This is a genomic window from Acinetobacter sp. 24-47-47 (genome assembly GCF_057737035.1).
On record NZ_CM173216.1, the window covers coordinates 418582 to 444257 of the forward strand.

The window sequence follows — 25676 nt, forward strand, 5'->3', positions numbered from 1 at the left end:
GATTCATTTACTTCATTTAGATGTAGGGGTTTATGGACTTTAAATCAAGTGATACATTCAATTATTTACGTAAGTGCTAAATAAAGAATCGGTGCACTTGATTATAAATTAAAAAAATAAAGCTTAAAAAAAAGAGCGCCGTAGCGCTCTTTAAAGATTTAGTCTAATTTAGCTTTCGCATTCGACTTTTTCTTTTTCACTTTAGCTTTCTTTTTCGCTTTATCTTTTACTTTTCCATCAGATTTTTTGTCTGATTTTTTAGAATAAGAGCTTGGTTTTGCCTTGGACTTTTTCTTACGAACAGGGCGTTCACCGTTTTCATCTTTATCTTTTAGGAGTTCGACAGGCTCATTCAACATGCGATTTAACGCTTCTTGCTTGGTGACCGGTTTTTCCTTTACGACACGTGGTGCTCGACTACGAATAGCGCGACCTGCATGGCTGAGTTGTTGAATCAATTCAAAATCAATCTTACGTTCTTCTAAATTGACACCTGCAACCTTGATGCGTACTTCATCACCCAAACCGAAGGTCTGACCACGATTTTGCCCAACTAAACTTTGACTCGCTTGATCGAAGACAAAGAAGTCATCGCCAAGCTGGCTTACATGGACCATACCATCGACATATAAATCTTTTAAAGTGACAAATAGACCAAACTCAGCCGTAGCACTAATGACGCCAACAAACTCTTCACCAAGATGCTGTTGCATATAATGGCATTTTAACCAAGTGGTTACTGAGCGAGAAGCTTCATCAGCTCGACGTTCTGTTGCCGAGAAATGATTACCGGCTTCTTCTAGTGCGCCACCTGAGACTGGTGCAGGTTTATTTTTCAGGTGTGCTTTGATAGCACGATGTAATAATAAATCTGGATAACGACGAATTGGAGAGGTGAAATGAGTGTATGCCTCATACGCCAAACCATAGTGACCAGCGTTATTTGGCCCATAATAAGCTTGCATCATGGAGCGAAGAAGCACAGCATGAATACTTGGCGCATCAATACGGTCTTTAGTGGCTTCAATGACCGCTTGGTAGTCCGCTTGCGTAGGTTGATCAGGGAATTTCAAACCTAATAACTTAACAAAGTCGCGAACTTTTTGAATGCGTGAGAATTCAGGTGGCTCATGCACACGATACAACATTGGAATTTCGTGTTTTAAAGCAAATTCAGCAGCAGCGACATTGGCTAACAACATACATTCTTCAATGAGTTTATGAGCATCGTTACGTGATCTTGGTAGAATTTCTTTAATTCCACCAAGTTCATCAAAGGTCATGTACGTTTCAACGGTTTCAAATTCCATTGCATGGCGTTCTGCACGTAAACCTTTTAATACTTGGTAAAGTTGGAATAATGTATTCAGTGATTTACGCACTGTACGATCTTCAGGTACAGCTTGACTATCACCTTCAAAATATTTTGCAACTTGGTCATAGGTGAGTCGTGCTTTAGAGTGCATCACCGACGGATAGAATTCAAATTTTGTGACTTTACCTGCGCGACTTAAATTCAAATCACAGACCATACATAGACGATCGACATTTGGGTTGAGTGAGCATAAGCCATTTGAAAGTGCTTCAGGCAACATCGGTAAGACAAAGTGAGGGAAGTACACAGACGTACCGCGTTCTTGTGCTTCATCATCTAAAGGTTTACCAATACGAACATAATGACTGACATCTGCAATTGCAACCACGACGCGATAGCCGCCACCAGGACGTTTTTCTGCATAGACAGCATCGTCGAAGTCACGCGCATCTTCACCGTCAATTGTGACTAAGGGTAAATCTCTTAAATCAATGCGTCCTTGACGATCTCGTGCTGTCGGTTCTTTAAAACTTTCAGCTTCTTGAACTACTTCTTCTGGAAATTCGTAAGGTAAACCATATTCTAAAATGGTTTGAGGAATAATAATTTCAGTATCAGATTTGTCGGCCATAGATTGAATAATATGACCTGTAGCAAACTCTTCACGATTTGGAAAATCATCAATTTCAACTCGAAGAGAATCACCAACTTTAGCTTTCGCATGCGCAATGAGTTCTTTTTCTAAGGTAATCGGTTGATGCGCATTTGGATTTGCTGGTTGAATGAAGTATTCACCTTCATATTCTGCGAGTTTCCCAATGATTTGTTTGACGCGTCGTTGGGTAATTTCAGTAATGAAACCCCATGGTTTACCTTTACGGTCAACAGAGGTCTGTTGAACTTTAACTCGGTCACCATGGAAGACTTGACGTAATTCACGCTCAGGTAACAAATATTCTTCTTTCTTACCATCTATACTCGCAACCCCTAAACCTTTGCTATTGATATAGATGGTCGCATCATGAACAGGTTGATCTGCCATAAGCTGGAACTTATAACCTTCTTTCGTCAATTGACCATCACGAACCATCGCACTTAAACGGTGACTAAGTGCTTCAATACTTTTTTGATCCGCAATTTCGAAGTGTTCCACAAGGTCTGCATGAGACAATGCTTTTTTCTTATTCTCAATCGTTTCTAGAATCAGAACACGGCTTGGAATAGGATTATCGTAACGTTCAGCTTCCGCTTTGGCTTCAGGGTCGACCCAATTTTTCATAATGTCTTTGGCTTCATATCAGAAGATAAGTTTAGCATAAGACATGATGAGAAATACTGCACGTAAATGATTGCAATAAAGTGTTTTTAGTTCATAAATTATAAAAGAGATGCAGAATAGACAGTATTAAAGTGAAATTAATGCAGATTAAAGGCAAAAAACCTGAAAATTGTTTAAAAAATATATGATTGAACAAAAAACATAGAATTTTTTAAATTCTCACTTGAAGAGTAGGGACGAAGTTTGTATTATGGCGTCTCGTTACGGTGAGGTGGATGAGTGGCTGAAATCACTTCCCTGCTAAGGAAGCATACCTATTACTGGTATCGAGGGTTCGAATCCCTCTCTCACCGCCAACGATAAACTTGAAATGCGCTCATAGCTCAGCTGGATAGAGCACTTGGCTACGAACTAAGGGGTCGGGAGTTCGAATCTCTCTGAGCGCACCAATCAAGTTAATCGATGTAACGAAGTCGTAAGACACTCAAGTACGCGCTCATAGCTCAGCTGGATAGAGCACTTGGCTACGAACTAAGGGGTCGGGAGTTCGAATCTCTCTGAGCGCACCAACTTGATCATCTCTAAGATGTAAAAAAGAGAAGAAACCGCTTAATTGCGGTTTTTTTGTTTCTAGAATGAAGTGATGCTATAAATCATCATATTTTATTAGCTACTTAAGAAAGAAATAAATTTTAAAATTTCTACACATATTATTTTTAATTAATAGATATTAGCTCTTATAAAAACATCATCAATCCAACTCAGGATTGTTTGGAATTTGGATTGATCTTGTTGACCATCTCTTAAATTGTTGATTATCTAGCCATAATTTACATTTACGTATAAATACTGTTCGCTTGATTTAAATTTTATTAAAAAGTACTTAACAAATAATAATATTCATATATAATGCACTCCATCAAGACGTCGCGCTCATAGCTCAGCTGGATAGAGCACTTGGCTACGAACTAAGGGGTCGGGAGTTCGAATCTCTCTGAGCGCACCAACTTGATCATCTCTAAGATGTAAAAAAGAGAAGAAACCGCTTAATTGCGGTTTTTTTGTGTCTATTTTTTTATCTTATTTCTTCTGCTCTTCGTTTTTGACTTTCAATGCAAAGACGACATTCGCCCCAACTGTAGGGAGCACATCATGATAAGGCAAGCTCCGTGCTGCACGAATCAGGAACGGTGCTTTTTCATCTATTTTTCCAGCATTCGTCATTTTCAATAAAGTACCTTGTTGAAACTTATCAAATTGCATTTTTCCTTTAATGTATTTCAGATCACCGCCTTGAGCATAAAAACTATTCTGATTCGAATGAGGAAAGCTAAAATTTAGTTTAAATCGGAATGGAATTTGAATAACTCCTAACCCGAGTTCAACTTTAAAATCTGCCAATTGTGTTTGGTCTTTTAGGGTTTCGATATCAATAGATTTGAGTTGGCGGGGAAACAGCTTTTTATAATGTACAGGCTGTGTCCATTTTTGTAATTGTTGCACTGGTTGGGAATAATACTGATACGTCGTCACAAAACGCATTGATTCTGCACCGTGCTGATAAGGCAAGGTTGTCGGTGTATGGACAAAACTTACAGGGTGTCCGGTGATACGACTGATTTGTGCGATTTTGGCCAATTGATTTGTCGTTAATTGGTCGGATGGAAATTGCCCTGGTTTGAGCGCACTCGAAGAAGGCGCTGTTAATTTTTTTCGAATTGATTCAAGTAAAAATGCATGTGTACCACTTGGAATTCCCATTTTTGCTTCAGGCACTGCATTCAGAACTTTGCTAAATAGAAAACCTTTAGGTTGGTTTAAATCTCCCCATTGCGTTAGGGTTAGAAGGGTATGATTCTGATCCAATTTGAACCATTCAAATTTGCCTAGACCATAAGGAACAGGTGCATCCACAATCAAACTCGAAATACTATTGGCTTCAATATGATGCTGAAACACTATGGTCTCATTAAAGTTGAGCACTGGTATTGGTGTTGGAATGGAAATTTTATATTGAACCTGAGTGATATTTTTTTCTTGATTTAATATTTTAGCTGATTTCAATGTCGGGAATAATCCAACAAAATTTTCAAACTGTGAAAGCGTTTTGGCGACCTTTTCTTCATTAACAGGCAATACGATGGCAGATGATGTGAACTTCACATTTGGATTGGGTTGTTTTTTGCGTGTCGGAATAGATGTTTGAATATTTGTGTGCGCATAGATGAGAATCTGATCTTTGGCGATGCTAGCGAGTTCGGTACTATTATTTTGAAATGGTTTTAACGCACTGGGTATATTTTCTTTCCATTCAATAATCGCGCTGTACGACAAGCTGGGTATAAAAATAAGGCTTAAGCACAATGCTCGATAGTTAAAGTATTTCATTTTCATCCTGAACTATGAAGTTAGACTTTTTATTTTGTGTCATTGTAAATCGTGTGATGCTTTCATCAATAGTGCGATGATGTAATCAACAGTATTCATTAAAACGACAATTCGATTTCAGGTAAAGTGGTGTAATATCTTTGCTTAAGAAAATCGATTGTTGAATCCCCTATGTCTGATACTCAACCAGTTTTATCTGTCCGTTACTTCTTAAATTTACAAGAGTCTCAGGATGGTTTTGCATTAGCTACTTTTGGCAAAAAACAATTTACGCGTTTTTTAACGCCACTTGTCAGTATTGCGATCGTGATTTGGGGGCTTTATCTTGGATTAGAGGGAGTAGGGCGCTATTACGTGGCTTTAGGCACGTTCTTTATCTTGTTACAAATCGTTATGCGTTACTGGTTCTTACCTATGATGTTCAAGCGTCAGTTTGAAAAATATCAATTTGGTAAGACTGAACAAGGTATCGATTTGTTTCAAAACTCTGCCGAGCTTTTTTCAAGTGGTCGTCCTAAACAAGCATTTGCCTACAGTGAAGTACAAAAATTTGTAGTGGGTAAATTGACCTATATGCTTGAACTTAAAAATCATACAGTGGTCATTATTCCAAAACGTGCATTTGAGTCTGATGTAGACAGAACACTGTTTGAAAATACATTCCAAAAACGTTAAGTTTTGATGAGTTCATTACTCAAACTATAAATAAGAGAGATTTTCATGAGTGCAGTTCCATCAAAAATTGTATGTGTCGGTCGCAGTTATGCTGCGCATGCTCAAGAATTAGGTAATGCGATTCCTGATCAACCTGTCTTATTTATCAAGCCGCCGAGTAGCTTGGTGTCCTTAGCAGAAGGGATTGATTGGAATCGTGCATTGGGACAGTGTCATCATGAATGTGAACTTTCATTACGAATAGATCGACCGCTCAAAAACGTTACGGATCCTCAAGAGGCATTAGCAGCAGTAGGCGCAGTCACCCTTGGTTTGGATTTGACTTTAAGAGATCAACAAGATCAGCTTAAAAAGAAAGGACAACCTTGGGAACGTGCTAAAGCATTTGATGGATCTTGTATTCTGGCAGATTGGATTTCGCTTGATCAGGTTCCAGCATTAGATCAACTCCAGTTTAAGCTCGAAATTAATGATGAACTTAGACAACATGGCGATACGGGTTTACTGATTTTTAAATTAGGAGCGCTTTTGGCAGAAATCAGTCAAAACTTTAGCTTAATGCCTGGTGATGTTGTCATGACGGGTACGCCTGCAGGTGTAGGACCATTAGAATCGGGTGATCAGCTCAAAATGACTTTGACTGGCTTAAATGAAGATTTTGTGTGGACTACGCAAGTGCATTAATGATGCATCAAGCTCAATTAAAAAGGATGTTGGTTCATCCTTTTTTTATGGCTAGAGATTGTCTGAATTGATGTTTTTACGAAACTGTTGGGGCGTGATGTGCATCCAGCGTTTAAACATATTGATAAAGGCTGAGGCGTTGGCATAGCCCAAATCTAGAGCAATATGTTCAACAGTTTTATTTTCAGACAATAAGCTTAATGCTCGTGTAATTTTAAAGCGTTGACGCCATTCATTGAGCGACATCGAAATTTCAGCTTCACATAGGCGAGATAAAGTGCGCTCACTCATATTCACCATTTGAGCATAATCTCTCAGTGGACGCTGATCACTGAGATGCTCATGGATGTAGGTAAATATCGTTTGTAATGCAGGATGATCAGAATGGGGCAAGTAGCTTTTGAGCAGGGATGAGCTTTTTAATTGATCCAGTAAAACCATTAAAAGTCGTTGATATTCGGGTTGATCATGTTTGAAATAAGTTTTTCTGAGTTCATTGAGTAGCGCCGTCACTAAGGGGGAGCTTAGTAAAATACCTGCTTGTTTGGGCAGTGCATCACACAGGCTTTCATGCACGTATAAGGTGGCATGAGAAACAGCTGTGAGATTAATACTGCTGTGATGCAGATGCGGCGGTAGCCAAATTCCGTAGGGCGGAGGTGTTAAATATTGATTTTGATCAATATGAACTTCCATTACACCATCAAATGCATAGATAAATTCGCCCCATGCATGACCGTGTTTAGGATATTCCGAATGGGCTGGATCATTACGGAATGTTAGCCAAAGATTCTCTTGGATATGTTCATAATTATCTAACTGAACGAATGGTTCATGTGGATGGCGTTTTGGCATATTAAATTGCCTGAATAAATGTATTTGTTGTCTGTTTTGAATTATATATTCTAATTCAGTCAGCAGTATAGTGACAACTTGTTTGTGTGAAGAGTGCCACTCATGGGTGAGCGAAGAGGTCTTAACCTTCAGGCGTCAAGCTTAATGATCGTATTGTGTTTAGTCTGGGGTTTACAGCAAATTATCTTGAAACTTGCAGCTACTGATATTAGTCCTCTGATGCAAATCGCATTGCGCTGTGGTTTGGCAACCTTGCTTGTCGTTCCATTATTGTATCGACAACGAGTGCGACAACTGTTTCATTACCGTTATGTTGTTCCTGGAATTTGGTTAGCCTTTTTATTTTCTGCAGAATTTTATTTGGTTGCTGAGGCACTCAGGTACACCAGTGCTGCGCACACTGTTGTTCTGCTCTATACCGCGCCTATTTTTGTGGCTTTAGGCTTACATTGGAAAGTCAAAGCTGAAAAATTGAATCACTTGCAGTGGTTTGGTATTTTGTTCGCATTTTTTGGCATCGCTTATACTTTTTTAGTGCGTGATCAAGCTCAAAGTCAACTCAACCATATTTTATGGGGAGATTTTCTTGCTGTAATGGCAGGGATGATGTGGGCATTGACTACGATTTCTTTAAAATTTTCAACGCTTTCTGAGGCGCCGCCCACTCAAACATTATTTTATCAATTGCTTGGGGGCTTTATTTTTTTATTACCCTTAGCTTTTTGGACTGGACAAGCAGATGTACGCTGGTCACAACTGACGTTTCTGAGCTTAACATTTCATGCGGTTGTCATGTCTTTTTTAAGTTTGCTGCTATGGTTTTGGTTGTTACGAACTTATTTAGCAAATGGCTTAGGTGTGTTTTCGTTTTTGACCCCCATGTTCGGCATGTTGTTTGGTGTATGGCTGTTAGATGAGGAGATCGAAACGAGTTTCTTGTTCGGTTCTTGTATGGTTCTTGCAGGGATTATAATTGTATCTTTGCACCGCTATTTGAGAATTTATCTTGATCGAATCAGCGCAAGAATTGGAGCATTCCATTGAATCAGTATACATGGCTGGGATTAAGCTCGATTTTGATTTGGGCCTCGTTGGTTGCGGTGGTGAAACTTGTAACTGAATCATTAAGCCCGGTACAGGCGGTGGCACTGATCTATAGTTTTAGTGCATTGTTCATGTTATGGAAAAATGGTTTTCCCAAGCTTTCACTCATGCCTAAAAAATACCTATTGGGCTGTGGTGCTCTTTTTGTGGGCTATGAAATCCTATTTTTAATTTCGATTGCTCTTTCAACACATCGAGAACAGGTATTAATTATTGCAATGATTAATTATCTTTGGCCTCCTTTGCTGATTGTATTTTCGATTCTTGCACGGCAATTGAGCGCGAATATTTGGGTGATTGCTGGCTTTGCATGTGCCATTCTTGGGTTAATGATGGTTGTTAATCCAGATATTCTCGAGCCGAAACGCATATTGGTGGCCGTGCTTGAAAATCCATTGGCGTACTCATTTGCTTTCATTGGCGCCGTGCTATGGCCTTTGTACAGTATATTTACCAAGAAATATGCAGAAGGTCATAATGCTGTTCCATTTCTATTTCTAATGACTGCAGTTGGATTGTGGGCTGTACATTTTGTGATGCGAGAACCGTTTGTTGAGATGAATTTGATGACATGGCTGATGGTTGTAGTCATTGGTAGCTTAATTGGCTTGGCTTACAGCAATTGGAACCAAAGCATGCAATATGGGAATCTCAAAATTTTAATTTTGACAACGTATTTTATGCCCATTTTTTCAAGTCTGATGTCGATGCTGATTCTAGATGTGCAACCTCTAATGAGCTTTTGGATCGGTTGTGTCTTAGTGACCTTAGGCGCACTTATTTGTTGGCAATCTACACGTCTATATAATCCATCTATGCAATAAGAAAAAGACCTATAGAGGTCTTTTCTTATTGCAAGAGTTTATTTTTCTTCAAGTATGGTCGATAGCGGTACGGAGAGCTTTGCAGCCAGATAATCATCAGCTTCAATCAGTGCTGGACCAATACGGTTCATCCATACATCATCTTCATGGATTTGTCCGATATCATTTTTATCTGGCAGTGTATAAGGCAATGATTTATAAAATGACCAAAAATCAAGATGATCTAAATTTCTAACCAAAACATATTCATTATTATCTGTACGTTTAATAATATTCTGTTCTTCCAATAGATTGACATATTTAGGCCAGCGGCCAATTTCACCGCGTCCTAAAATATCAAGTGCCTCCAGATCGGTTACGGTTTTACCTTGTTTTTGTTGTTTATAGAATAACTCAAGCATATCTAGAAGCATGAGAATTGGATGGCGCGTTTCAGTTTTACCTGTATGAAATGCTGTGAGAGCATAACTTATCTCAACACCAAGCAGTACGATGTTCCAAGAGAGATAAATCCACAACAGGAAAATTGGAACTGCTGCAAAAGCACCGTAAACCAACTGATAACTGGTAAAGTTAGTCATAACGAAGCCGAATAAATTTTTCAGTAACTCGAAGGTAACAGCACTAAAAATCGCAGCAATCATGGCTGCTTTTATTGGAACAGAGCGGTTTGGAATCGTCCAATACAAGGCAAAAAAACCAAATGCGGTGAGTGCAAATGAGATGACCCACAAAATAAACGTCCCATTCAATTCATAACCTGCAAAATTATTACTTAGGATGTTCATAGACGCTAAAGTCGATGAAATCACAAAAGCCGAACCCAGCAGGATTGGTCCCAGTGAAATGATGGTCCAATAGCGCATAAAACCAATAATGCCATTACGCGTTTCTGTCACACGCCAAATACGATTGAATGCTGTCTCAATGCTAGTGAGCATCATTACTGTGGTAAAGAATAAAAACAGCACACCAATAATGGTTAAGTTGCTCGAATTGTCAGTAAATGCATTCAATGCTTTGTCAAACGCGATACTGGTTTTAGGCAGAAAATTACTGTAGATCAATTGTTGTAATTGTTGCCGAGCAGGTTCTAATGCTTTAATCGATGAAATGATAACCAAGAATACGGTCAACATCGGCACGACAGCGAAAAGTGTGGTGTAAGTTAAAGAGCCTGCTTGCTCACGACAATTGTTAGCTTCAAAGCGTCGTAGTACAAACAAAATAAACTGAAACCATGTTTTATTGTAGAAAGGTAACTTTTTTAAGATTTCCGCCATAAATAATGAGTCTCGAGTATTTTTTAGTTAAAATTCTGTACGTTCGTTGCACAGCTTAACCAAATTTTAAAAAAAATACCGTATAGTTTTCTTTTTTTCATTGGATGATCTTTTTATGCAAGCATATGTTCTAGTTTTGTATTACAGCAAATATGGTTCAACCAAGGAAATGGCACATTTAATTGCTCAAGGAATTGAATCTACTGGAATGCTTGCGAAAATTAGAACAGTTCCACAGTTGGCAACAGTGGTGACCGAAGCAGCACCAAGTATTCCAGAGGAGGGCGATATTTATGCGACTTTGGATGATCTTCAACATTGTTCGGGACTTGCATTAGGATCACCAACTCGATTTGGCAATATGGCATCAGAAATGAAATATTTTTGGGATCAAACAACGAGTTTATGGCTCAGTGGTGCATTGCATAATAAACCTGCTTGTGTATTTGGTTCATCGGGCTCTATGCACGGCGGGCAGGAAAGTACATTACTGACTATGTTGCCACCTTTGTTTCATCATGGAATGTTGATTTTGGGTTTAACCAATGCCAACCCAGCTTTATCGAATACAAAATCAGGTGGGACACCCTATGGTGCTACACATGTCAGTGGTCCTAGACACGATCAATCTCTAAGCCAAGATGAAAAATCACTGTGTATCGAGCAAGGGAAACGATTAGGTGAAGTGGCGTTGCAAATGTTAAAGAAATAATTTTAAAGATTATTTTATCAGGCATAAAAAAGTGAGCTTCTCGCTCACTTTTATTTTGAAATATGTTTTTGTTCAAAGCGGTGTTTGCACTTTTTGCATTGGTAATCGAGGAAAACATTTTTATCGACGATTTCTCCCGCTTTTTTTCCAAAACGATGACCTAAAAAGCCACCAGTCACACCCACACTGATTGCACCAACAAAAGTGCCAATTGTGCCACCCATGATTACACCTAAAGGGCCCGCAACAGCACCAATGGAAGCACCAATAGAAGCCCCTGATGCAGCACCACCCACAGTACCCGCAGTTGTACCCGCTGCGGAAAGAAGAACACCACCTGTTTTTTGCAGTAATTGTTCATGGTTGCGTTTTTCAATATCAGTTGAACCGCATTTTGGGCAGTGTATTTCTAAGTTTTCAGTCATTTAGGATTGCTCTAATCTATACATCCATTTATTTAAAAGATTCTAGCATTGCGCTTAAAGTTGCAACATGGCCGAATGTAGAAAAACTGTAATGGCAGATAAAATAAAAAATTGATTTGAAAATAGATTAATTTAATTTTTAAGGATAAAACCATATTTTATGAGCAGGATGGCTTAGATCTTGAACTGAATAACTAAGCGCAAATAGTGATTTAATTTTTTTCGAAGTTTGGCTTATTTTTTTATTCCAATCAAAAAATTACCAAGACAATGAAAAAATTATTTGTACTAAGCACCATTGTGACATTGAGTTTTAGCCTTATTGCATGCTCAAAAGAAAAGCCTACTGAGCTTAAGGGGCAAGATGAATCAAAAGAAAAGTTAACAACCTTGAATATTGGCTATCAAAAAGCGGCGCTTAAATTCATCGTTGCAAAACAAAATAAAACTTTTGAGCAGGCATTCCCTGGTGTGAAAATTCAATGGAAAGAATTCCCGGCAGGTCCTCAAACACTAGAAGCATTAAATGTCGGTGCTATTGATGTGGGGTATACAGGGGATACACCTGTAATTTTCGCACTTTCTGCAGGTAAACCAATTCAATATTTAGCTTATGAAAATGGATCTAAAAACTCACATAGCTTGCTCTTACCCAAAGACAGTACGATTCAAAGCTTAAAGGATCTAAAAGGTAAGCGCATTGGTGTTACACAAGGTTCAAGTGCGCATTACTTTCTCTCACAAATATTAGATCAAGCTCAATTGAGCTGGTCTGATATTCAACCCGTCTGGTTAACGCCTGCAGATGCCCGAGCTGCTATTGATAAAAAATCACTCGATGCTTGGGCGATTTGGGATCCTTATGCAAGTGCTGCTTCGCTTAAAGGTGATACACGTGTTCTTATTGATTCAAAAGCTTTGCCATTAGCGTATAGCTTCTATTTGTCTTCTCCAAAATTTTTAAAACAACATGCGGTTGAAGCCCAAAAATTTGTGCAAACATTAAATCAAGTAGATGATTGGATCAATCAACACCCAGATCAAGCCGCAAAAATTTTGGCGCAAAGTACAAGCTTGGACGAAAATATTACCAAACTGGTTTTAGAAAAAAGAAATATTCCTGCTTATGCCAAACTGGTCGATACAGATACAGTCACGGCGCAACAAAAAATTGCAGATTTGTTTTATCAACTTAAACTCATTCCGAATGCCGTGTCTTTAAAAGATCATGTGTGGACTGGGCAAGAGTAAGTGATTGAACGTGAATCATATTTTTATAGACGCATAAGTATCCAATTTAAATGATTTCAAAAGCATTCATCTTTCAGTCATTAATACAATGAAGTATTAGAAAGATGAGTGCATCATGACTCAACCATTAAAACAAAGCTTAAACGCATTTCCTATTCTGAATTTAAGTCAATTTGATCAATCATCAACGCAAGCAGATTTTCTGCAACGACTTGCACATATCGCCAAGGATATTGGTTTTTTTTATTTGACAGGTCATGGCATTTCAGCTGTAAAAATTTCAGAGATTCAGCGTATTACTCGGCAGTTTTTTTCGCTGCCACAAGAACAAAAAGATGAAATCGCTATGATTCATTCCCCGCATTTTCGAGGGTATAGTCGAGTAAATGCCGAAGTTACACGTCTGCAACCTGATTTTAGAGAACAAATAGACATTGGTTTTGAACTAGCAGCATTAGAACCTGAAACTGGACCGATATGGAGACGTTTGCAGGGACCAAATCAGTGGCCTTCGAATTGGCCTGAGTTTCAACGCCTAGTCACCGCATGGCAACGAGATCTCAGACAAGTTGCAATTAAATTATTAAAAGCTTTGTTGCTTTCATTGGGGCAGCAGGACACAGCACTTGATCAATTGATTACAGGCAGTCCACATGAACTACTCAAGCTGATTCATTATCCCCCAATTGATCAAATGAATCATCAGGGTGTAGGGCCTCATAAAGACTCCAATATTTTAACTTTACTTTTACAAGACCAGATCGGAGGACTTCAGGTCTTAAGTCAAGGCAAATGGATTGAAGTACCATTTGTTGAACACGCATTTGTCGTCAATATCGGTGAGGTTTTAGAGCTTGCTACGAATGGTTATTTGATTGCAAATCAACATCGAGTCATATCTCCAACGAATGCAGATCGGTATTCGGTTGCTTATTTTCTTTCTCCCAATTTATTTGCTGGTGAAATTCCGCTTTTAAATCTTGCAGATAATTTAAAAGCGCTTGCACAAGGACCAGAGACAGATCCGCTGAATCCTTTACTGAGAAATGTAGGAGAAAACTGTATCAAAGGTCGACTTAGATCTCATCTAGACGTTACAGAAAAATATTATCCAGCGCAATTTAAACAACTCAAACAATCAACAACAATATCGAGTAAATCATGAAGTCAAAATACGCCCAATTTTTATTTATTATTTTTGCAATTCTCATTATCAGTGCATGTAGTGCTCAACCTGAACCTCAAAAAACAAAGCAAACACAACAAACAATCGTGATCGGATCACATGGATCGGATGTTGATATTTGGAGATATATCGCGGATTCTGATCAGGCGAAAACAGCAAATGTTGACATTGAGGTGAAAGAAATTAATGACGGTGTGGCTTTGAATCAAGCTTTGCTCGATGGTGAAATTGATGTAAATGCATTTCAATCTTGGGCGTATTTCAAAGAATTTAATGACTTGAATCATCATAAGCTTGCTGTCTTGGCGACCACTTATTTAGAGCCTATGGGTTTATATTCTCAAAACTACAAGTCACTAACTGCTTTGCCTGATCGGGCCTTAATTGCAATTCCAAATGATGTGGCGAATACAGCACGTGCATTAAGACTATTAGAACGTGCTCAGTTGATTCAACTTAAGCCAGATTTTAATACGATTTCTGGAACTCTTGAAAGTATCCAGTCAAATCCGAAATCACTCCAATTTAAATTGGTCAAAGGTGCGCAACTCCCACGTGTCTTGTCTGAGGTGGATTTAGCCGCAATTGGAAATACTATTGCTCTGGAAAGTGGACTAAATGTAATAACAAATGCGATATTTAAAGAAGAGGTCACTGATAAAGCTTTAGAAAATGTCAATATACTTGCAGTGCGTAAAGACCGATTGAATGATCCAAAATTTCAAAAACTTTCAAATCTTTACCATCAGCCTTACGTTGAGGATTATATTCAAAAGCATTTTGGTGGTACAAAATTGGGCATTCAACTAGATCCTGCCACATTAAAATAAAAAAAGCGCCGTTAGGCGCTTTTTTTAATGTTCAAAATTATTCTTGAACAAAAGTCACTGTCCCATTTGCAAGTGATTCAACACGAGCAAGTGACTCAACTCGGTAACCTTTTTCAAGTAAAAGATCACGGCCAGGTTGGAACGACTTTTCAATCACGATACCAATCCCGACAACCTCAGCTTCAGCTTGGTGAATCAAATCAGCTAAACCTAAAGCTGCTTGTCCATTCGCAAGAAAGTCATCGATCACAAGAACCTTATCTGTTGCTGCAATGTGCTTCTTAGAAATAGCAATTGTGCTTTCTACTTGCTTTGTAAAAGAGAATACTTTTGAACGATATAAATCATCTTTTAAAGTTAAAGATTGATACTTACGTGCAAAAATTACCGGTACACCAAGTTCCAAGCCAGCCATCACAGCAGGTGCGATACCTGAAGCTTCAATTGTGATGATTTTGGTGATGCCTGCATCTTTGAATAGACGAGCAAATTCTTGACCAATTTGTTGCATCATCACTGGGTCGATTTGGTGGTTTAGAAAAGAATCAACTTTTAAAACCTGATCAGATAGAACGATACCTTCGTTTAAGATTTTCTGTTCTAGTGCGTACACGGGAGAATCCTCTAGGGCAGGTGCCTTTTTAAGCAAAGACGTATTTTAAAAAGCATCTGCAAAAAAGCAAGTAAAAAATGCCTTAATTTTGTGGACCGTTATACCCTGTCAGTAAGAGCCCGTATGAAGATTTCTTATCTTGGTGTGTGACTTTCACTGGTAGATAGTCCAATTTCGGAGACAGCCAAAAAATCGTTTCACGACCTGGTTTATCATGTTTCATCACTACTTTGATGGTATCAAACGTGCCGTACTTGGTTTCCACTTTTTCAGTGCCTTGTTTGACGAATCGACGTGATTCAACTTCTTTAGCATCTGCAATCCAATATTGCGATTTTAAACCGTTATTTTTGAGGTCTTCACGAATTTGCAATTCTGCATTTAACTCATCCAGTACACCAGATTTCCATGCAAATGAGCGTTGCTCTTTATCTTTGGTGGTGTTAATGGTTTTGGCACTCGGATTAAATTTAATGCTCATTGTATTGTTATGAACCAAAATTTTACTGGTGCGACTGAAATTGGATGATTGAATCTGATTATTGTTGAATGTGAAGTTACTGGTTTCAGTCGCTGAAGCAATACCACCTGCTTTAGCTGCAAAAACGTAATTCCATGTGTTACCTGATTTTTTCAAGGTTCGTGTTGCTGACCCCAAGTTTTTACCATTGTATGCAAACTGATAAGAGGCTTGGAAGGGCGTCATGGCAAGCGCTTGACTTGAATAGCCTGTGAAAAGCACGGCTGTACCTACACTTGCAATCACACTCAAAGTTTTAAACGATTTAAATGCCATAAATATTTTCCTTTACCTTCGTATCGAAGGATCACTTGAAGTTTTATTATCTCTGATAAATAAGGAGAAATAATCAATAATCACAGTGAAAATGTATTTTTCTGTAGCTTAAGCTTTATGACGACATCAAAACGCTGCGCTCTAGTCGTCCTTTTGTTTAATTGGTGTAATGTGATCACTTTCCACTTCATCAGATTTAGATTTGAATCGATCAGTATTCATTTTGCTGAATAAAGCCATCAAATTTACATTACCAATCACCACCAATTCTGTTTCACGAAGTTCTGCATGGTTGACGTGTACTTTGCCCAATGTTTCAATGATCGAGCGATTTTTTCCGAGCCACTGATTTAAATCGAGATGTAAGAGATCGTCCTTGACTTTAATGACATTAAACCGCTCTAAAATCATGCCAAGTGGATCTTTACGAAGAATTTTTTGATAGAAAAATAGGGCAGAGCGGAATGCAATTTTCATCCAAAAGGTTTGAAATTTTGCTTCAATGACTTCGGTTTCACTAATTTGTTCAAATACAATCAGTTGTACATCTTTATTCAATTCCATTTGAATCAGCTTTAAATCTACAGAGAGAATGGTATAAAGCCCTTTCACATTCAAAGTGGCATAGAGTCGAAGCCAATCGTCGTGTAAATCAGCATGTAAGTCTTCAAGGATGCTGACATTGTCGGTCACAAAGCGCTTGAAAGTCGCATTTAAAAAAACTTGAGAGACAGGAAATTCACGTTCTTCTTCAATAAACCCTTCAGCCTTTTGATAGACTTTACGAAATTTGTTCGCGATATTTGAAATAATCGTTGGCATAAGTGAAGTTCCATTACCTCTAAATCTTGTGAGATGTCAGCTAGTGTATATCTTGTAGGTGATTACTGCCGAAGGATAACAGCTTATCCAATTGCGATGTAATGTTTACAAAGACGTTTATTATGGTTTTGATGGTCAGGCGTTATTTAAGTTTAATCTATTGGTTTCGCATGACTTTATCTTATTTTATCTGAAGAACTTGCTCAATATTTAACTCATTTGTCTAAAATATGTCATCAATATAAAGATCAACTCGATTTATTCAGATTGATAAGCGCGCTGAATCTGACAGACCTCAATCGAATACGTGTCATACCATGATAGGCGACCTTTTTGTTGGGCATAAAGATGTTGGGTGTCTTGATGCCAAGCTTGAATATCTTCTAACCGACTCCAATAAGAAAGACTGACTTCATTATCCTTCTCTTGATAGCTTTCAAACTTTGTACAATGGTAATCATGCATCGCTTTATGCCGCATTTGGCTAGCCAATATTACATATTCATCATCAATATTTTTTATTTTAGCTTTGAAGATGACAACGAAGTTCATTTTTGAATACTCATTTATTATTTTAATTTGCTTCCCGAATAACGGGAAGCATAGACCGAAGTCATTGAGGAGTGTTATTCGTCATCCAAAAGCAGGTAAGGATTTTCAAAACCTAGTTTTTGTAAAATCTCAATCTCAATTGCTTCCATTTCCTCAGCATCTTGTTCAGAAGTTTCATGATCATAGCCCATCAGATGTAAAGTACCGTGAACCAACATATGAGTGAAATGTGTTAATGGTGCTTTAAATTGTTCTTCTGCTTCACGAAGCACAACGGGAATACAAATCACCAGATCTCCGATAGGGAAACTGTCTAGAATTTCAGCCATTTCATCTGGTAAGTCGCTTGGAAAAGATAAAACATTGGTTGGCTTATCTTTACCACGATATTCAAGGTTAAGTTTGTGACTTTCTTCGACATCTACGCAAGCTATACCAATTTCACAATCGCTTTGTGTATCAATATGACGAAGGGTGGTTTCAATAATTTTTTTAACATACGCACGTTTGAGCACCAAGCTTGATGCTTCAAACGATTGTTGTAATGAGAGACTGAGTTTCAAAATCTTGCCTTGAGCGTGATTAGATTTAAATTACTCTGCATCTTGATGCTGAGCATCAGCAGCAGAATCATTTTCTGATATGAGTACTTCTTGACGCGCTTTACGTTCCGCACGTGCTTCAGCAGTTAAACGATGTTGTTCACTGTCCCAACCTTCGTATGCTTCTACAATTTTTTGTACAAGCTGGTGTCTTACAACATCACGTGAGTGAAAACGTGTGATATGGATTTCTTTAATCTTTTCAAGCACACGTAATGAATGTGCCAAACCAGACTGTTGTCCACGTGGTAAATCCACTTGAGTAATGTCACCGGTAATGACTGCACGCGAACCAAAACCAAGACGAGTTAAGAACATTTTCATCTGTTCTGGCGTTGTATTTTGAGCTTCATCTAAAATGACAAAGGAGTGATTGAGTGTACGACCACGCATATATGCAAGTGGGGCTACTTCAATAATTTGACGCTCAATTAATTTTGCCACTTTTTCAAAGCCAAGCATTTCATACAGGGCATCATAGAGTGGGCGTAAATAAGGATCAATTTTCTGTGATAAGTCACCTGGCAAGAAGCCAAGTTTTTCACCAGCTTCCACAGCAGGGCGAACTAAAAGAATACGTTGAATTTCATTGCGTTCAAGCATATCAACGGCAGCAGCTACAGCCAAATAGGTCTTACCTGTACCCGCTGGACCAATCCCGAAAGAAATATCACTTTGAAGAATACGTTGTACATAGCGTTTTTGGTTGGCCCCCCGTGGATTAATGCGGCCCTTACGGGTTTGGAGCCAGACTTCGTCAAGTCCTGTGTGTTCTTGATTAGGATCCAATTGTAATTCATGATCAGTCTGGCTGCCTTGAATCATTAAATGAATCAAATCAGAGCTGATTTGTTGAGAAACTTCAGCTTCGGCGTATAAGCGCTGAAGTAAGCTTTCAACTCTCTCGACTTCATCAATTCCACCGTCAATAAAAAAACTATCGCCACGCTGACTGATTTTTACATCTAAACGTTGTTCAATTTGTTTCATATGACCGTTGTACGCGCCAAGCATGGTTTGTAAACGGTCCATTGAAACACCGGGAAAAGCCACTGTACGTCGAATCGCTGCAGTCAAGAGATTTCCTTTAGAGTCTATTAATCTATACCTCTACATTACGCCACGTCAGGTTCAAGATTCAAGAGTTCACCGTAAACTAAATTTAAGGTTTTAATCTCTGTAATCTCAATCTCTGCAAAGCGTCCAAGCCAAGAGGCATCACCAATAAATGTTACTAAACGTGTATTGTCTGCGGTTCCTACCAATAAGTTTGGATCGTGTTTTGAAACGCTCTCAATGAGCACACGTTGGACAGTACCAAGCATAGCATCAGTTTTTTGGATACTTGACTGCTTAATCCATTGTTGAACTTTAGCCAAGCGCTCTTTTTTAACATCTTCAGGTGTTAAATCTTCCAGCTCTGATGCTGGTGTACCAGGACGTTTCGAGTAGATGAAACTATAAGAATGATCAAAATCTAAGTCTTGAATAAATTGATATGTCTCTTCAAAGTTAGCATCAGTTTCACCAGGGAAGCCAATAATAAAGTCTGAAGACAAATGCATATCAGGGCGTACCTGGCGTAATTTAGCAATCTTATCGATATAAACGTCAATCGTGTGGTTACGCTTCATCGCCTTCAATACATCATTTGAACCACTTTGAACTGGTAAATGAAGGTGAGAAACCATCTGTGGTAGGTCACGATAGCATTGGATAAGGTCATCATTGAATTCTAATGGATGAGATGTCGTATAGCGAATACGACCAATGCCTGGAATTTCCGCCACTAGACGAAGAAGATCAGCAAACGTACAGATTTCACCTTCGAATGTTTCTCCGCGGTAACCATTTACGTTTTGACCGAGTAAAGAAACCTCACGTACGCCCTTTTCCGCAAGACCAGCAATTTCAGCAAGTACATCATCTAGGGGACGAGAGACTTCCTCACCACGAGTGTATGGCACCACGCAGAATGAACAGTATTTTGAACAGCCTTCCATAATCGATACGAAAGCTTTATAACCTTCAACGCGAGGTTCAGGTAAGAAGTCGAACTTTTCGATATCTGGAAATGAGATGTCTACCAGTTTGATTTTCTCTTTTTTCGGCTTTTCAATTTGATCCGTATGCTGATCAAGCATTTGTGGCAAACGGTGAAGTGTTTGTGGACCAAATACCATGTCGACATAAGGTGCACGTTTTTGGATATTGTCACCTTCTTGAGATGCAACACATCCACCTACACCAATCACCAAATCAGGATTTTTTTCTTTCAGCTTGCGCCAGCGACCTAATTCTGAAAATACTTTTTCTTGCGCTTTTTCACGAATTGAACAGGTATTCATTAAAAGAATATCTGCATCAGCAGGGTCTGTTGTTAATACATAACCGTGTGAATCACCTAGCAAGTCGGCCATACGATGACTGTCATACTCATTCATCTGACACCCTTGCGTTTCGATATACAGTTTTTTGACTGCACCATCGATGGCTGGGGTGTGCTGTGGCTGGGTAACAGTGTTTTCTGAGGCAGCTGGGGCACTATTCGGAATGAAGGTTTGAACCGTCATGAAGGCTCCTATCCTATAAAAAGGGATAAATATGTTCCGGTGAAGTATGGGGGAATCCCACACTCGATAAAAGCGAGCTATTTTACAGTATTTGTACTACGGGTTGAACAAATATATAAATCAGATCAAGTTTATGGATTTACAGTAAAAATACTTTAAAATAATAGTGGTTAATCAGCGCTTTACATAACAGAACAGTACTTGATCATTAGAGTATTTAAAATACATTTTAAAATTGCCAAGCGCTGCAAAAGAGTTGATCATGCAAAAAAGCATGTCCAAATGTAGCGACGAGTTAAAGTTGAGAAGAGAAGCGTGTTAAAAAAAGCAGTGAAGCAAAACCAGTTAAAACAATATTTAATGGGGCTGATAACACTAGGTTGTTTGCCCGTTGCTCATGCGGCTGAAGAGCAATTTAATGAGGCGATTAAATTTGCGAACTCGGGTAATACAGCTCAGCTCGAATATTATCGTTCTGCAATGCAAAATGATGCGCTTGGATATTATCCAGAATATTGGATGTTGAATAATAATTTAGGCTTCCAACCCGCAACGAATATTATCAGCTTTGCACAGCGCTATCCTCAATCTGCAATGGCTGAAAAATTAGCTGCTGATTATGTCGAAGAAAAGGTAAAACAAGCGGATTTCAAGACAGCTCAACCTGTTTTACCTTATGTCACCAATCCTGACCAAGCTGAAAGCTGTGCGGTTGCGCAAGTACGAGCAAAAAATGGCGATACATTGGTGTACGCGGAATACAAAGATGTCTGGCTTACAACAGAGTCGCAGCCAGAATCGTGTAATGGTTTAGGTCGCTTAATGCTAAGTAGTCCCTTACTCACCACCACTGATCGTCAACAGCGCTTGTTTGCGCAACTTAGAGCGGGCCAGTCTGGTCCAGCGATCGCAACAGCACAAACTCTGGGTTTAAACTTGTCATTAGCACAATTAAATCAAATTCAGGCAGATCCTTTGAATTATTTATGGTCTGCGACCAAAGGAACAACAGTAGATTATGCTTATTTGGTGTTTGCTTTAGGTCGTGCTGCAGATGCTGACTTGAACACGGCGCTTCAAAATCTTCCTCGTGTCGTGCAAGGTGTTCCTGCAGATGTTCAAAAGTATATGTACCGCACGGTGGCGTATATTGGAGGCACGACAGTGATGAAAAATAATTTTAATCCTGAAGTGCTGAAGAACTTTGATTACAGTTATGGCGTGCCTTTTACACCAGAAGAGGCTGAAATTTACGCGCGTCAAGCGATTCGTTTTGGTGAGTGGGAAAGTGTGTTGCGCGCCATAGATAGTATGAGCGTTACGCAAAAACAAGAAGATCGCTGGCAATATTGGATGGCGAGAGCGTATGAAAATCGCAAAGATCAAGCTTCCAAGCAAGCTGCAAAAAGTATTTATCAACGATTAGCTGCCGCTGGCGATGATTATCACAATCTGTTGGCAAAAGATCATTTAGGTATTCGTTATAATGAAGCACATGATCGGGCACAACCAAGCGCACAGGATATTCAACGTTTAGATCAAGATATTCACTTTAGACGTGCTTTTGCATTACGCAATATCAATGCTTCAGCAACTTACACAAACCGTGAATGGAATTGGGCTGTCCGCCAAGCTTATCTTAAGCAAGATGATGGTCTATTACTGGCTGCGGCAAAACGTGCCACAGAAATGGGGTGGTATGACCGTGCTATTTATGCGGCGGAAAGAACACTTAAACGTCATAACTATGCATATCGTTATGCGACACCACATCAAAATCTAGTGGTGACGCATAGTAAAAATGCAGGGATTGATCCTTCGTGGGCTTATGGTTTAATGCGTCAAGAAAGTCGCTTTGTAACCACGGCCCGTTCACATGTAGGTGCTGGTGGATTGATGCAAATTATGCCTGCAACAGCAAAAGATGTGGCACGAAAAATGGGTGAAACGTATAATCCTGCTGCATTATCAGATCCGAATACCAATATTCGTTATGGGACATATTACCTGTCAATGATTCAAGGTATGCTGAGTAACAGTCCAGTTCTAGCTACGGCTGGCTATAATGCAGGGCTGACTAGAGCACGCCGTTGGCAACCAGAGTTTAAAAGTATTGCGGCGGATCAATACACAGAGTCAATACCACTTCATGAAACACGTGACTATGTGAAGAAAGTTATGACCAATGCTGCTCATTATGGTGTTTTGCTTGGACAGGGGCCGCAAGCGATCGAAAGTCGTATGCCGCCTATTCCAGTAAGAAATACGCAATAGCATTTCAACTATTTTTGTGAGCTTTGATGAATCACACAAAACTGCTGTTTAGTCGTCAACACACTTACCTCCTCAGTAGTTTGAGCGTAGGGGCTTTGTTGTGTTCAGCAGATGTGATGGCATCAGGGAAAGGTTTACAAGGATATGTGCTTCAAGTACAGATGACACCTGCCATTTGTGCATTAGATCGAACAAAAGCGAAACACCGTAAATGCCTAGAAGGATATTCACTGACGATAAAGGGTCTTATCCCAGAAACCAGTCGTCATGATTGCCAAACGAGTTCATCTGCCACCTTGGCACCGCTACAGAAGAGGGTTGTTGCTAGGGTGATGCCTGATGAGCAGGCTAGAATTAGGCTGTGGGCCAACTATGGTGGTTGCGTTCCAATGAATGCCAGTCAGTATTTTCGTACCATTATTAATCATGCAGACCAATTAAAAGTTCCTGATTACTTAACAGGAGTGGATCGTAAAACAGTCTCTATCGCGACATTACGATCGCAATTCATCAAACTCAACCCAAAATTACCCAGCCAAGGTATTGAATTTCAATGCCAAAGCTTAAATGGTCGCCCGGTGTTAACGGGGGTTGAAATCTGTTATCGCACGAATGGTCAATTCAAGTCATGTGCATCTGATATTGTCTCAACATGCCCAAATACATTTGACATAGAGGGCGCCTACTAATTTATTTCCGCGAAGTTAATTTATATTTCCTATCAGACTTTTGTTGAAATTCATTCTCTTTTCAATGCATCTGTCAAAGTATTGGAGTACAATCTTCGCCGTTTATGATTATTAAGATTAGATAGAACAGCTATTTAATCGCATTGACTATCCTCTCAACTGGAGATAATTACATGAAGCAACCTGTTCGCGTTGCCGTTACTGGCGCTGCTGGTCAAATTGGTTACAGCCTTTTATTCCGTATCGCTAGCGGTGAAATGTTGGGTAAAGACCAACCAGTTATTCTTCAATTATTAGAAATTCCTGTTGAGAAAGCTCAACAAGCGCTTAAAGGCGTGATGATGGAACTTGACGACTGTGCTTTCCCATTATTGGCTGGCATGATCGGTACTGATGATCCTAAAGTTGCATTCAAAGATGCTGACTACGCGCTTCTTGTTGGTTCACGTCCACGTGGTCCTGGTATGGAACGTGCTGACCTTCTTAAAGTCAACGGTGAAATCTTCATCGGTCAAGGTCAAGCGCTTAACGAAGTTGCTAGCCGTGACGTTAAAGTTCTCGTTGTAGGTAACCCTGCTAACACGAATGCTTATATCGCAATGAAATCTGCTCCAGATCTTCCAGCGAAAAACTTCACAGCAATGTTACGTCTTGACCACAACCGTGCGTTAACTCAACTTGCTCAAAAAGCTGGTGTTGCAGTTTCAGACATCAAAAACATGACAGTTTGGGGTAACCACTCTCCAACAATGTATGCTGACTACCGTTTTGCTAACGTAAACGGCGAAAGCTTAAAAGACAAAATCAACGATGCTGCATGGAATAAAGACGTATTCCTTCCAACTGTTGGTAAGCGTGGTGCTGCGATCATCGAAGCACGTGGTCTTTCTTCTGCTGCTTCTGCTGCAAACGCTGCAATCGACCATATGCGCGATTGGGCTCTTGGCACAAACGGCGAATGGGTAACTATGGGTATTCCTTCTGATGGTTCTTACGGTATCCCTGAAGGCGTAATGTTCGGTTTCCCTGTAACTTGTGAAAATGGCGAGTACAAAATCGTTCAAGGTCTTGAAATTGACGAATTCAGCCGTGAGCGTATCAACTTCACGCTTAATGAGTTAGAAGAAGAACGTGCAGCGATTGCTGACATGGTTAAATAATTTAGTTTTCAACTAAATTAAAAAAGCACTCCGAATGGAGTGCTTTTTTAATGCACAAAACTTAACAATGCTTAAGAAATCCTTCTACATAGAACTTTGTACTGACATGTTATCTTGAACAAAATCATGAAAATTCAAGGAGCAATCCATGTTGGATATGGAAGTAAATCAAGAATTACTTTTTGAGCAATTGGGCTTAGATAGCTCACCTGAAGGGATTGATCAATTTATACAAACACATCGGCTTGATCCCAATACGCCGATGCATGAAGCTGATTTTTGGAATCCATCGCAACGCGATTTTATTATTAGTCATTGGAAAAAAGATAATGAATGGGCCATTGTCATTGACCAATTGAGTGAGCAGCTCACAAACGATACAAAGTGATGAAAATATAATCACAAATTGAAACAATAAACCCAGACTAAAAGCTGGGTTTTTTCATGGATTTTTTATAAGTTATTTAAATAATAATTTTATTAAAATCTGATAAGGGGAGTCTCTTGATGGAACATAAACCTTCCTTAGCGTTATTATTTTCTCAATTGGGGTTGGCAAATAGTCCAGCGGCAATTGAACTCTATATCCGTACACATCAGCTTTCCGCGCAACAAAATTTACATGATGCACCATTTTGGAATAAAGGTCAGCGTGACTTCTTAATTAGTCATTTAGTACAAGATGATGATTGGGCAATATGGATAGATGAACTTAATCAACAATTACATATGGATGCATATAAATTAAGAATGGCCTAAAAAAAAGCCCCTTTCATGGGGCTTT

25 protein-coding genes and 4 tRNA genes are annotated in these 25676 nt (G+C 39.2%); 17 read left to right on the forward strand and 12 right to left on the reverse strand.

What is annotated here, in order from left to right; genetic code table 11:
* Positions 1–158: 158 nt before the first annotated feature.
* Positions 159–2597, reverse strand: coding sequence for a ribonuclease R (rnr, locus tag AC1M9E_RS01925; protein ID WP_481608177.1), 2439 nt, complete (start codon positions 2595–2597; stop codon positions 159–161).
* A gap of 262 nt (positions 2598–2859) precedes the next feature.
* Here rnr and AC1M9E_RS01930 point away from each other — a divergent pair.
* From AC1M9E_RS01930 to AC1M9E_RS01945, 4 genes are all read left to right on the forward strand, one after another.
* Positions 2860–2950 (forward strand) — tRNA-Ser (locus tag AC1M9E_RS01930).
* A gap of 16 nt (positions 2951–2966) precedes the next feature.
* Positions 2967–3043: transfer RNA gene (locus tag AC1M9E_RS01935), tRNA-Arg, on the forward strand.
* Between the two features lie 43 nt (positions 3044–3086).
* Positions 3087–3163, forward strand: a tRNA-Arg gene (locus tag AC1M9E_RS01940).
* A gap of 360 nt (positions 3164–3523) precedes the next feature.
* Positions 3524–3600, forward strand: a tRNA-Arg gene (locus AC1M9E_RS01945).
* Positions 3601–3674: 74 nt separating this feature from the next.
* Here the strand turns inward: AC1M9E_RS01945 and AC1M9E_RS01950 are convergent.
* On the reverse strand, positions 3675–4982 hold the full coding sequence (locus AC1M9E_RS01950) for an SRPBCC family protein (protein WP_488224973.1): 1308 nt from the start codon (positions 4980–4982) through the stop codon (positions 3675–3677).
* A gap of 171 nt (positions 4983–5153) precedes the next feature.
* Here AC1M9E_RS01950 and AC1M9E_RS01955 point away from each other — a divergent pair, with 171 nt between their 5' ends.
* Positions 5154–5657 carry a YcxB family protein gene (locus AC1M9E_RS01955; protein ID WP_481613513.1) on the forward strand — a complete coding sequence of 168 codons (504 nt, stop codon included), beginning with the start codon at positions 5154–5156 and terminating at the stop codon, positions 5655–5657.
* Positions 5658–5702: 45 nt separating this feature from the next.
* Positions 5703–6341, forward strand: a complete 639-nt coding sequence (locus tag AC1M9E_RS01960; protein WP_488224974.1) for a fumarylacetoacetate hydrolase family protein — start codon at positions 5703–5705, stop codon at positions 6339–6341.
* 51 nt (positions 6342–6392) lie between these two features.
* Here AC1M9E_RS01960 and AC1M9E_RS01965 read toward each other — a convergent pair whose 3' ends face one another.
* A complete protein-coding gene (locus tag AC1M9E_RS01965) occupies positions 6393–7196 on the reverse strand; it encodes an AraC family transcriptional regulator (protein ID WP_488224975.1) in 804 nt (267 codons plus the stop codon).
* A gap of 102 nt (positions 7197–7298) precedes the next feature.
* Here AC1M9E_RS01965 and AC1M9E_RS01970 point away from each other — a divergent pair, with 102 nt between their 5' ends.
* Positions 7299–8240: a DMT family transporter gene (locus tag AC1M9E_RS01970; RefSeq protein WP_481597837.1), complete on the forward strand. Its 942-nt coding sequence runs from the start codon at positions 7299–7301 to the stop codon at positions 8238–8240.
* On the forward strand, positions 8237–9124 hold the full coding sequence (yddG, locus tag AC1M9E_RS01975; RefSeq protein WP_481597836.1) for an aromatic amino acid DMT transporter YddG: 888 nt from the start codon (positions 8237–8239) through the stop codon (positions 9122–9124). The genes AC1M9E_RS01970 and yddG overlap by 4 nt, the downstream gene beginning before the upstream one ends.
* Positions 9125–9162: 38 nt before the next feature.
* Here yddG and AC1M9E_RS01980 read toward each other — a convergent pair whose 3' ends face one another.
* Positions 9163–10407: a YihY family inner membrane protein gene (locus AC1M9E_RS01980; RefSeq protein ID WP_481596492.1), complete on the reverse strand. Its 1245-nt coding sequence runs from the start codon at positions 10405–10407 to the stop codon at positions 9163–9165.
* Between the two features lie 115 nt (positions 10408–10522).
* Here AC1M9E_RS01980 and wrbA point away from each other — a divergent pair, with 115 nt between their 5' ends.
* On the forward strand, positions 10523–11119 hold the full coding sequence (gene wrbA, locus AC1M9E_RS01985) for an NAD(P)H:quinone oxidoreductase (RefSeq protein WP_481608167.1): 597 nt from the start codon (positions 10523–10525) through the stop codon (positions 11117–11119).
* Between the two features lie 50 nt (positions 11120–11169).
* Here wrbA and AC1M9E_RS01990 read toward each other — a convergent pair whose 3' ends face one another.
* Entirely contained in the window at positions 11170–11544 is a 375-nt protein-coding gene (locus AC1M9E_RS01990) for a hypothetical protein (RefSeq protein WP_035265212.1), read from the reverse strand.
* A gap of 270 nt (positions 11545–11814) precedes the next feature.
* Here AC1M9E_RS01990 and AC1M9E_RS01995 point away from each other — a divergent pair, with 270 nt between their 5' ends.
* The 3 genes from AC1M9E_RS01995 to AC1M9E_RS02005 all read left to right on the forward strand — a co-directional run bounded on the left by AC1M9E_RS01995 (position 11815) and on the right by AC1M9E_RS02005 (position 14811).
* Entirely contained in the window at positions 11815–12795 is a 981-nt protein-coding gene (locus AC1M9E_RS01995) for an aliphatic sulfonate ABC transporter substrate-binding protein (protein WP_488224976.1), read from the forward strand.
* A 115-nt stretch (positions 12796–12910) separates the two neighbouring features.
* The gene (locus AC1M9E_RS02000; protein WP_488224977.1) at positions 12911–13960 is read left to right on the forward strand and encodes an isopenicillin N synthase family dioxygenase; all 1050 of its coding nucleotides are present in this window, start codon (positions 12911–12913) and stop codon (positions 13958–13960) included.
* Positions 13957–14811, forward strand: coding sequence for a MetQ/NlpA family ABC transporter substrate-binding protein (locus AC1M9E_RS02005; RefSeq protein ID WP_488224978.1), 855 nt, complete (start codon positions 13957–13959; stop codon positions 14809–14811). Before AC1M9E_RS02000 ends, AC1M9E_RS02005 begins: the two co-directional genes overlap by 4 nt.
* A 37-nt stretch (positions 14812–14848) precedes the next feature.
* On the opposite strand, the gene AC1M9E_RS02010 is transcribed toward AC1M9E_RS02005, so the two are convergent.
* The 7 genes from AC1M9E_RS02010 to miaB all read right to left on the reverse strand — a co-directional run bounded on the left by AC1M9E_RS02010 (position 14849) and on the right by miaB (position 20769).
* Positions 14849–15424, reverse strand: coding sequence for a xanthine phosphoribosyltransferase (locus AC1M9E_RS02010; RefSeq protein ID WP_035265221.1), 576 nt, complete (start codon positions 15422–15424; stop codon positions 14849–14851).
* A gap of 82 nt (positions 15425–15506) precedes the next feature.
* Entirely contained in the window at positions 15507–16220 is a 714-nt protein-coding gene (locus tag AC1M9E_RS02015) for a DUF3108 domain-containing protein (protein ID WP_035265223.1), read from the reverse strand.
* Between the two features lie 141 nt (positions 16221–16361).
* Positions 16362–17042: a hypothetical protein gene (locus AC1M9E_RS02020; RefSeq protein ID WP_179999309.1), complete on the reverse strand. Its 681-nt coding sequence runs from the start codon at positions 17040–17042 to the stop codon at positions 16362–16364.
* 258 nt (positions 17043–17300) lie between these two features.
* Positions 17301–17594, reverse strand: a complete 294-nt coding sequence (locus tag AC1M9E_RS02025) for an antibiotic biosynthesis monooxygenase family protein (RefSeq protein ID WP_180028263.1) — start codon at positions 17592–17594, stop codon at positions 17301–17303.
* Positions 17595–17668: 74 nt separating this feature from the next.
* Entirely contained in the window at positions 17669–18157 is a 489-nt protein-coding gene (gene ybeY, locus AC1M9E_RS02030) for an rRNA maturation RNase YbeY (protein ID WP_035269880.1), read from the reverse strand.
* Positions 18158–18187: 30 nt separating this feature from the next.
* Positions 18188–19273, reverse strand: a complete 1086-nt coding sequence (locus AC1M9E_RS02035; RefSeq protein ID WP_481608171.1) for a PhoH family protein — start codon at positions 19271–19273, stop codon at positions 18188–18190.
* Between the two features lie 38 nt (positions 19274–19311).
* Entirely contained in the window at positions 19312–20769 is a 1458-nt protein-coding gene (gene miaB, locus AC1M9E_RS02040) for a tRNA (N6-isopentenyl adenosine(37)-C2)-methylthiotransferase MiaB (protein ID WP_179999317.1), read from the reverse strand.
* A 360-nt stretch (positions 20770–21129) separates the two neighbouring features.
* Between miaB and AC1M9E_RS02045 the strand changes: the two genes are divergently transcribed.
* The 5 genes from AC1M9E_RS02045 to AC1M9E_RS02065 all read left to right on the forward strand — a co-directional run bounded on the left by AC1M9E_RS02045 (position 21130) and on the right by AC1M9E_RS02065 (position 25651).
* Positions 21130–23043: a lytic transglycosylase domain-containing protein gene (locus tag AC1M9E_RS02045; protein ID WP_481608178.1), complete on the forward strand. Its 1914-nt coding sequence runs from the start codon at positions 21130–21132 to the stop codon at positions 23041–23043.
* 26 nt (positions 23044–23069) lie between these two features.
* Positions 23070–23732 (forward strand): ribonuclease T2 family protein, encoded by a 663-nt coding sequence (locus AC1M9E_RS02050; RefSeq protein WP_481608172.1) that lies wholly within the window; start codon positions 23070–23072, stop codon positions 23730–23732.
* 173 nt (positions 23733–23905) lie between these two features.
* Entirely contained in the window at positions 23906–24892 is a 987-nt protein-coding gene (locus AC1M9E_RS02055) for a malate dehydrogenase (RefSeq protein WP_035269892.1), read from the forward strand.
* A 148-nt stretch (positions 24893–25040) separates the two neighbouring features.
* Complete coding sequence (locus AC1M9E_RS02060) at positions 25041–25280, forward strand: DUF2789 family protein (RefSeq protein WP_179999322.1); 240 nt, start codon at positions 25041–25043, stop codon at positions 25278–25280.
* 119 nt (positions 25281–25399) lie between these two features.
* Positions 25400–25651, forward strand: coding sequence for a DUF2789 family protein (locus AC1M9E_RS02065; protein WP_481586807.1), 252 nt, complete (start codon positions 25400–25402; stop codon positions 25649–25651).
* Positions 25652–25676: the final 25 nt, after the last annotated feature.

Excerpts from the sequence above, each read along its gene's own strand:
- AC1M9E_RS01950 (WP_488224973.1), bottom strand. The coding sequence starts at position 4,982 with ATGAAATACTTTAACTATCGAGCATTGTGCTTAAGCCTTATTTTTATA.
- AC1M9E_RS01955 (WP_481613513.1), top strand. The coding sequence starts at position 5,154 with ATGTCTGATACTCAACCAGTTTTATCTGTCCGTTACTTCTTAAATTTA.
- AC1M9E_RS01960 (WP_488224974.1), top strand. The coding sequence starts at position 5,703 with ATGAGTGCAGTTCCATCAAAAATTGTATGTGTCGGTCGCAGTTATGCT.
- AC1M9E_RS01965 (WP_488224975.1), bottom strand. The coding sequence starts at position 7,196 with ATGCCAAAACGCCATCCACATGAACCATTCGTTCAGTTAGATAATTAT.
- AC1M9E_RS01970 (WP_481597837.1), top strand. The coding sequence starts at position 7,299 with ATGGGTGAGCGAAGAGGTCTTAACCTTCAGGCGTCAAGCTTAATGATC.
- AC1M9E_RS01980 (WP_481596492.1), bottom strand. The coding sequence starts at position 10,407 with ATGGCGGAAATCTTAAAAAAGTTACCTTTCTACAATAAAACATGGTTT.
- wrbA (WP_481608167.1), top strand. The coding sequence starts at position 10,523 with ATGCAAGCATATGTTCTAGTTTTGTATTACAGCAAATATGGTTCAACC.
- AC1M9E_RS01990 (WP_035265212.1), bottom strand. The coding sequence starts at position 11,544 with ATGACTGAAAACTTAGAAATACACTGCCCAAAATGCGGTTCAACTGAT.
- AC1M9E_RS01995 (WP_488224976.1), top strand. The coding sequence starts at position 11,815 with ATGAAAAAATTATTTGTACTAAGCACCATTGTGACATTGAGTTTTAGC.
- AC1M9E_RS02000 (WP_488224977.1), top strand. The coding sequence starts at position 12,911 with ATGACTCAACCATTAAAACAAAGCTTAAACGCATTTCCTATTCTGAAT.
- AC1M9E_RS02005 (WP_488224978.1), top strand. The coding sequence starts at position 13,957 with ATGAAGTCAAAATACGCCCAATTTTTATTTATTATTTTTGCAATTCTC.
- AC1M9E_RS02015 (WP_035265223.1), bottom strand. The coding sequence starts at position 16,220 with ATGGCATTTAAATCGTTTAAAACTTTGAGTGTGATTGCAAGTGTAGGT.
- AC1M9E_RS02020 (WP_179999309.1), bottom strand. The coding sequence starts at position 17,042 with ATGCCAACGATTATTTCAAATATCGCGAACAAATTTCGTAAAGTCTAT.
- AC1M9E_RS02025 (WP_180028263.1), bottom strand. The coding sequence starts at position 17,594 with ATGAACTTCGTTGTCATCTTCAAAGCTAAAATAAAAAATATTGATGAT.
- miaB (WP_179999317.1), bottom strand. The coding sequence starts at position 20,769 with ATGACGGTTCAAACCTTCATTCCGAATAGTGCCCCAGCTGCCTCAGAA.
- AC1M9E_RS02045 (WP_481608178.1), top strand. The coding sequence starts at position 21,130 with ATGGGGCTGATAACACTAGGTTGTTTGCCCGTTGCTCATGCGGCTGAA.
- AC1M9E_RS02050 (WP_481608172.1), top strand. The coding sequence starts at position 23,070 with ATGAATCACACAAAACTGCTGTTTAGTCGTCAACACACTTACCTCCTC.
- AC1M9E_RS02055 (WP_035269892.1), top strand. The coding sequence starts at position 23,906 with ATGAAGCAACCTGTTCGCGTTGCCGTTACTGGCGCTGCTGGTCAAATT.
- AC1M9E_RS02060 (WP_179999322.1), top strand. The coding sequence starts at position 25,041 with ATGTTGGATATGGAAGTAAATCAAGAATTACTTTTTGAGCAATTGGGC.
- AC1M9E_RS02065 (WP_481586807.1), top strand. The coding sequence starts at position 25,400 with ATGGAACATAAACCTTCCTTAGCGTTATTATTTTCTCAATTGGGGTTG.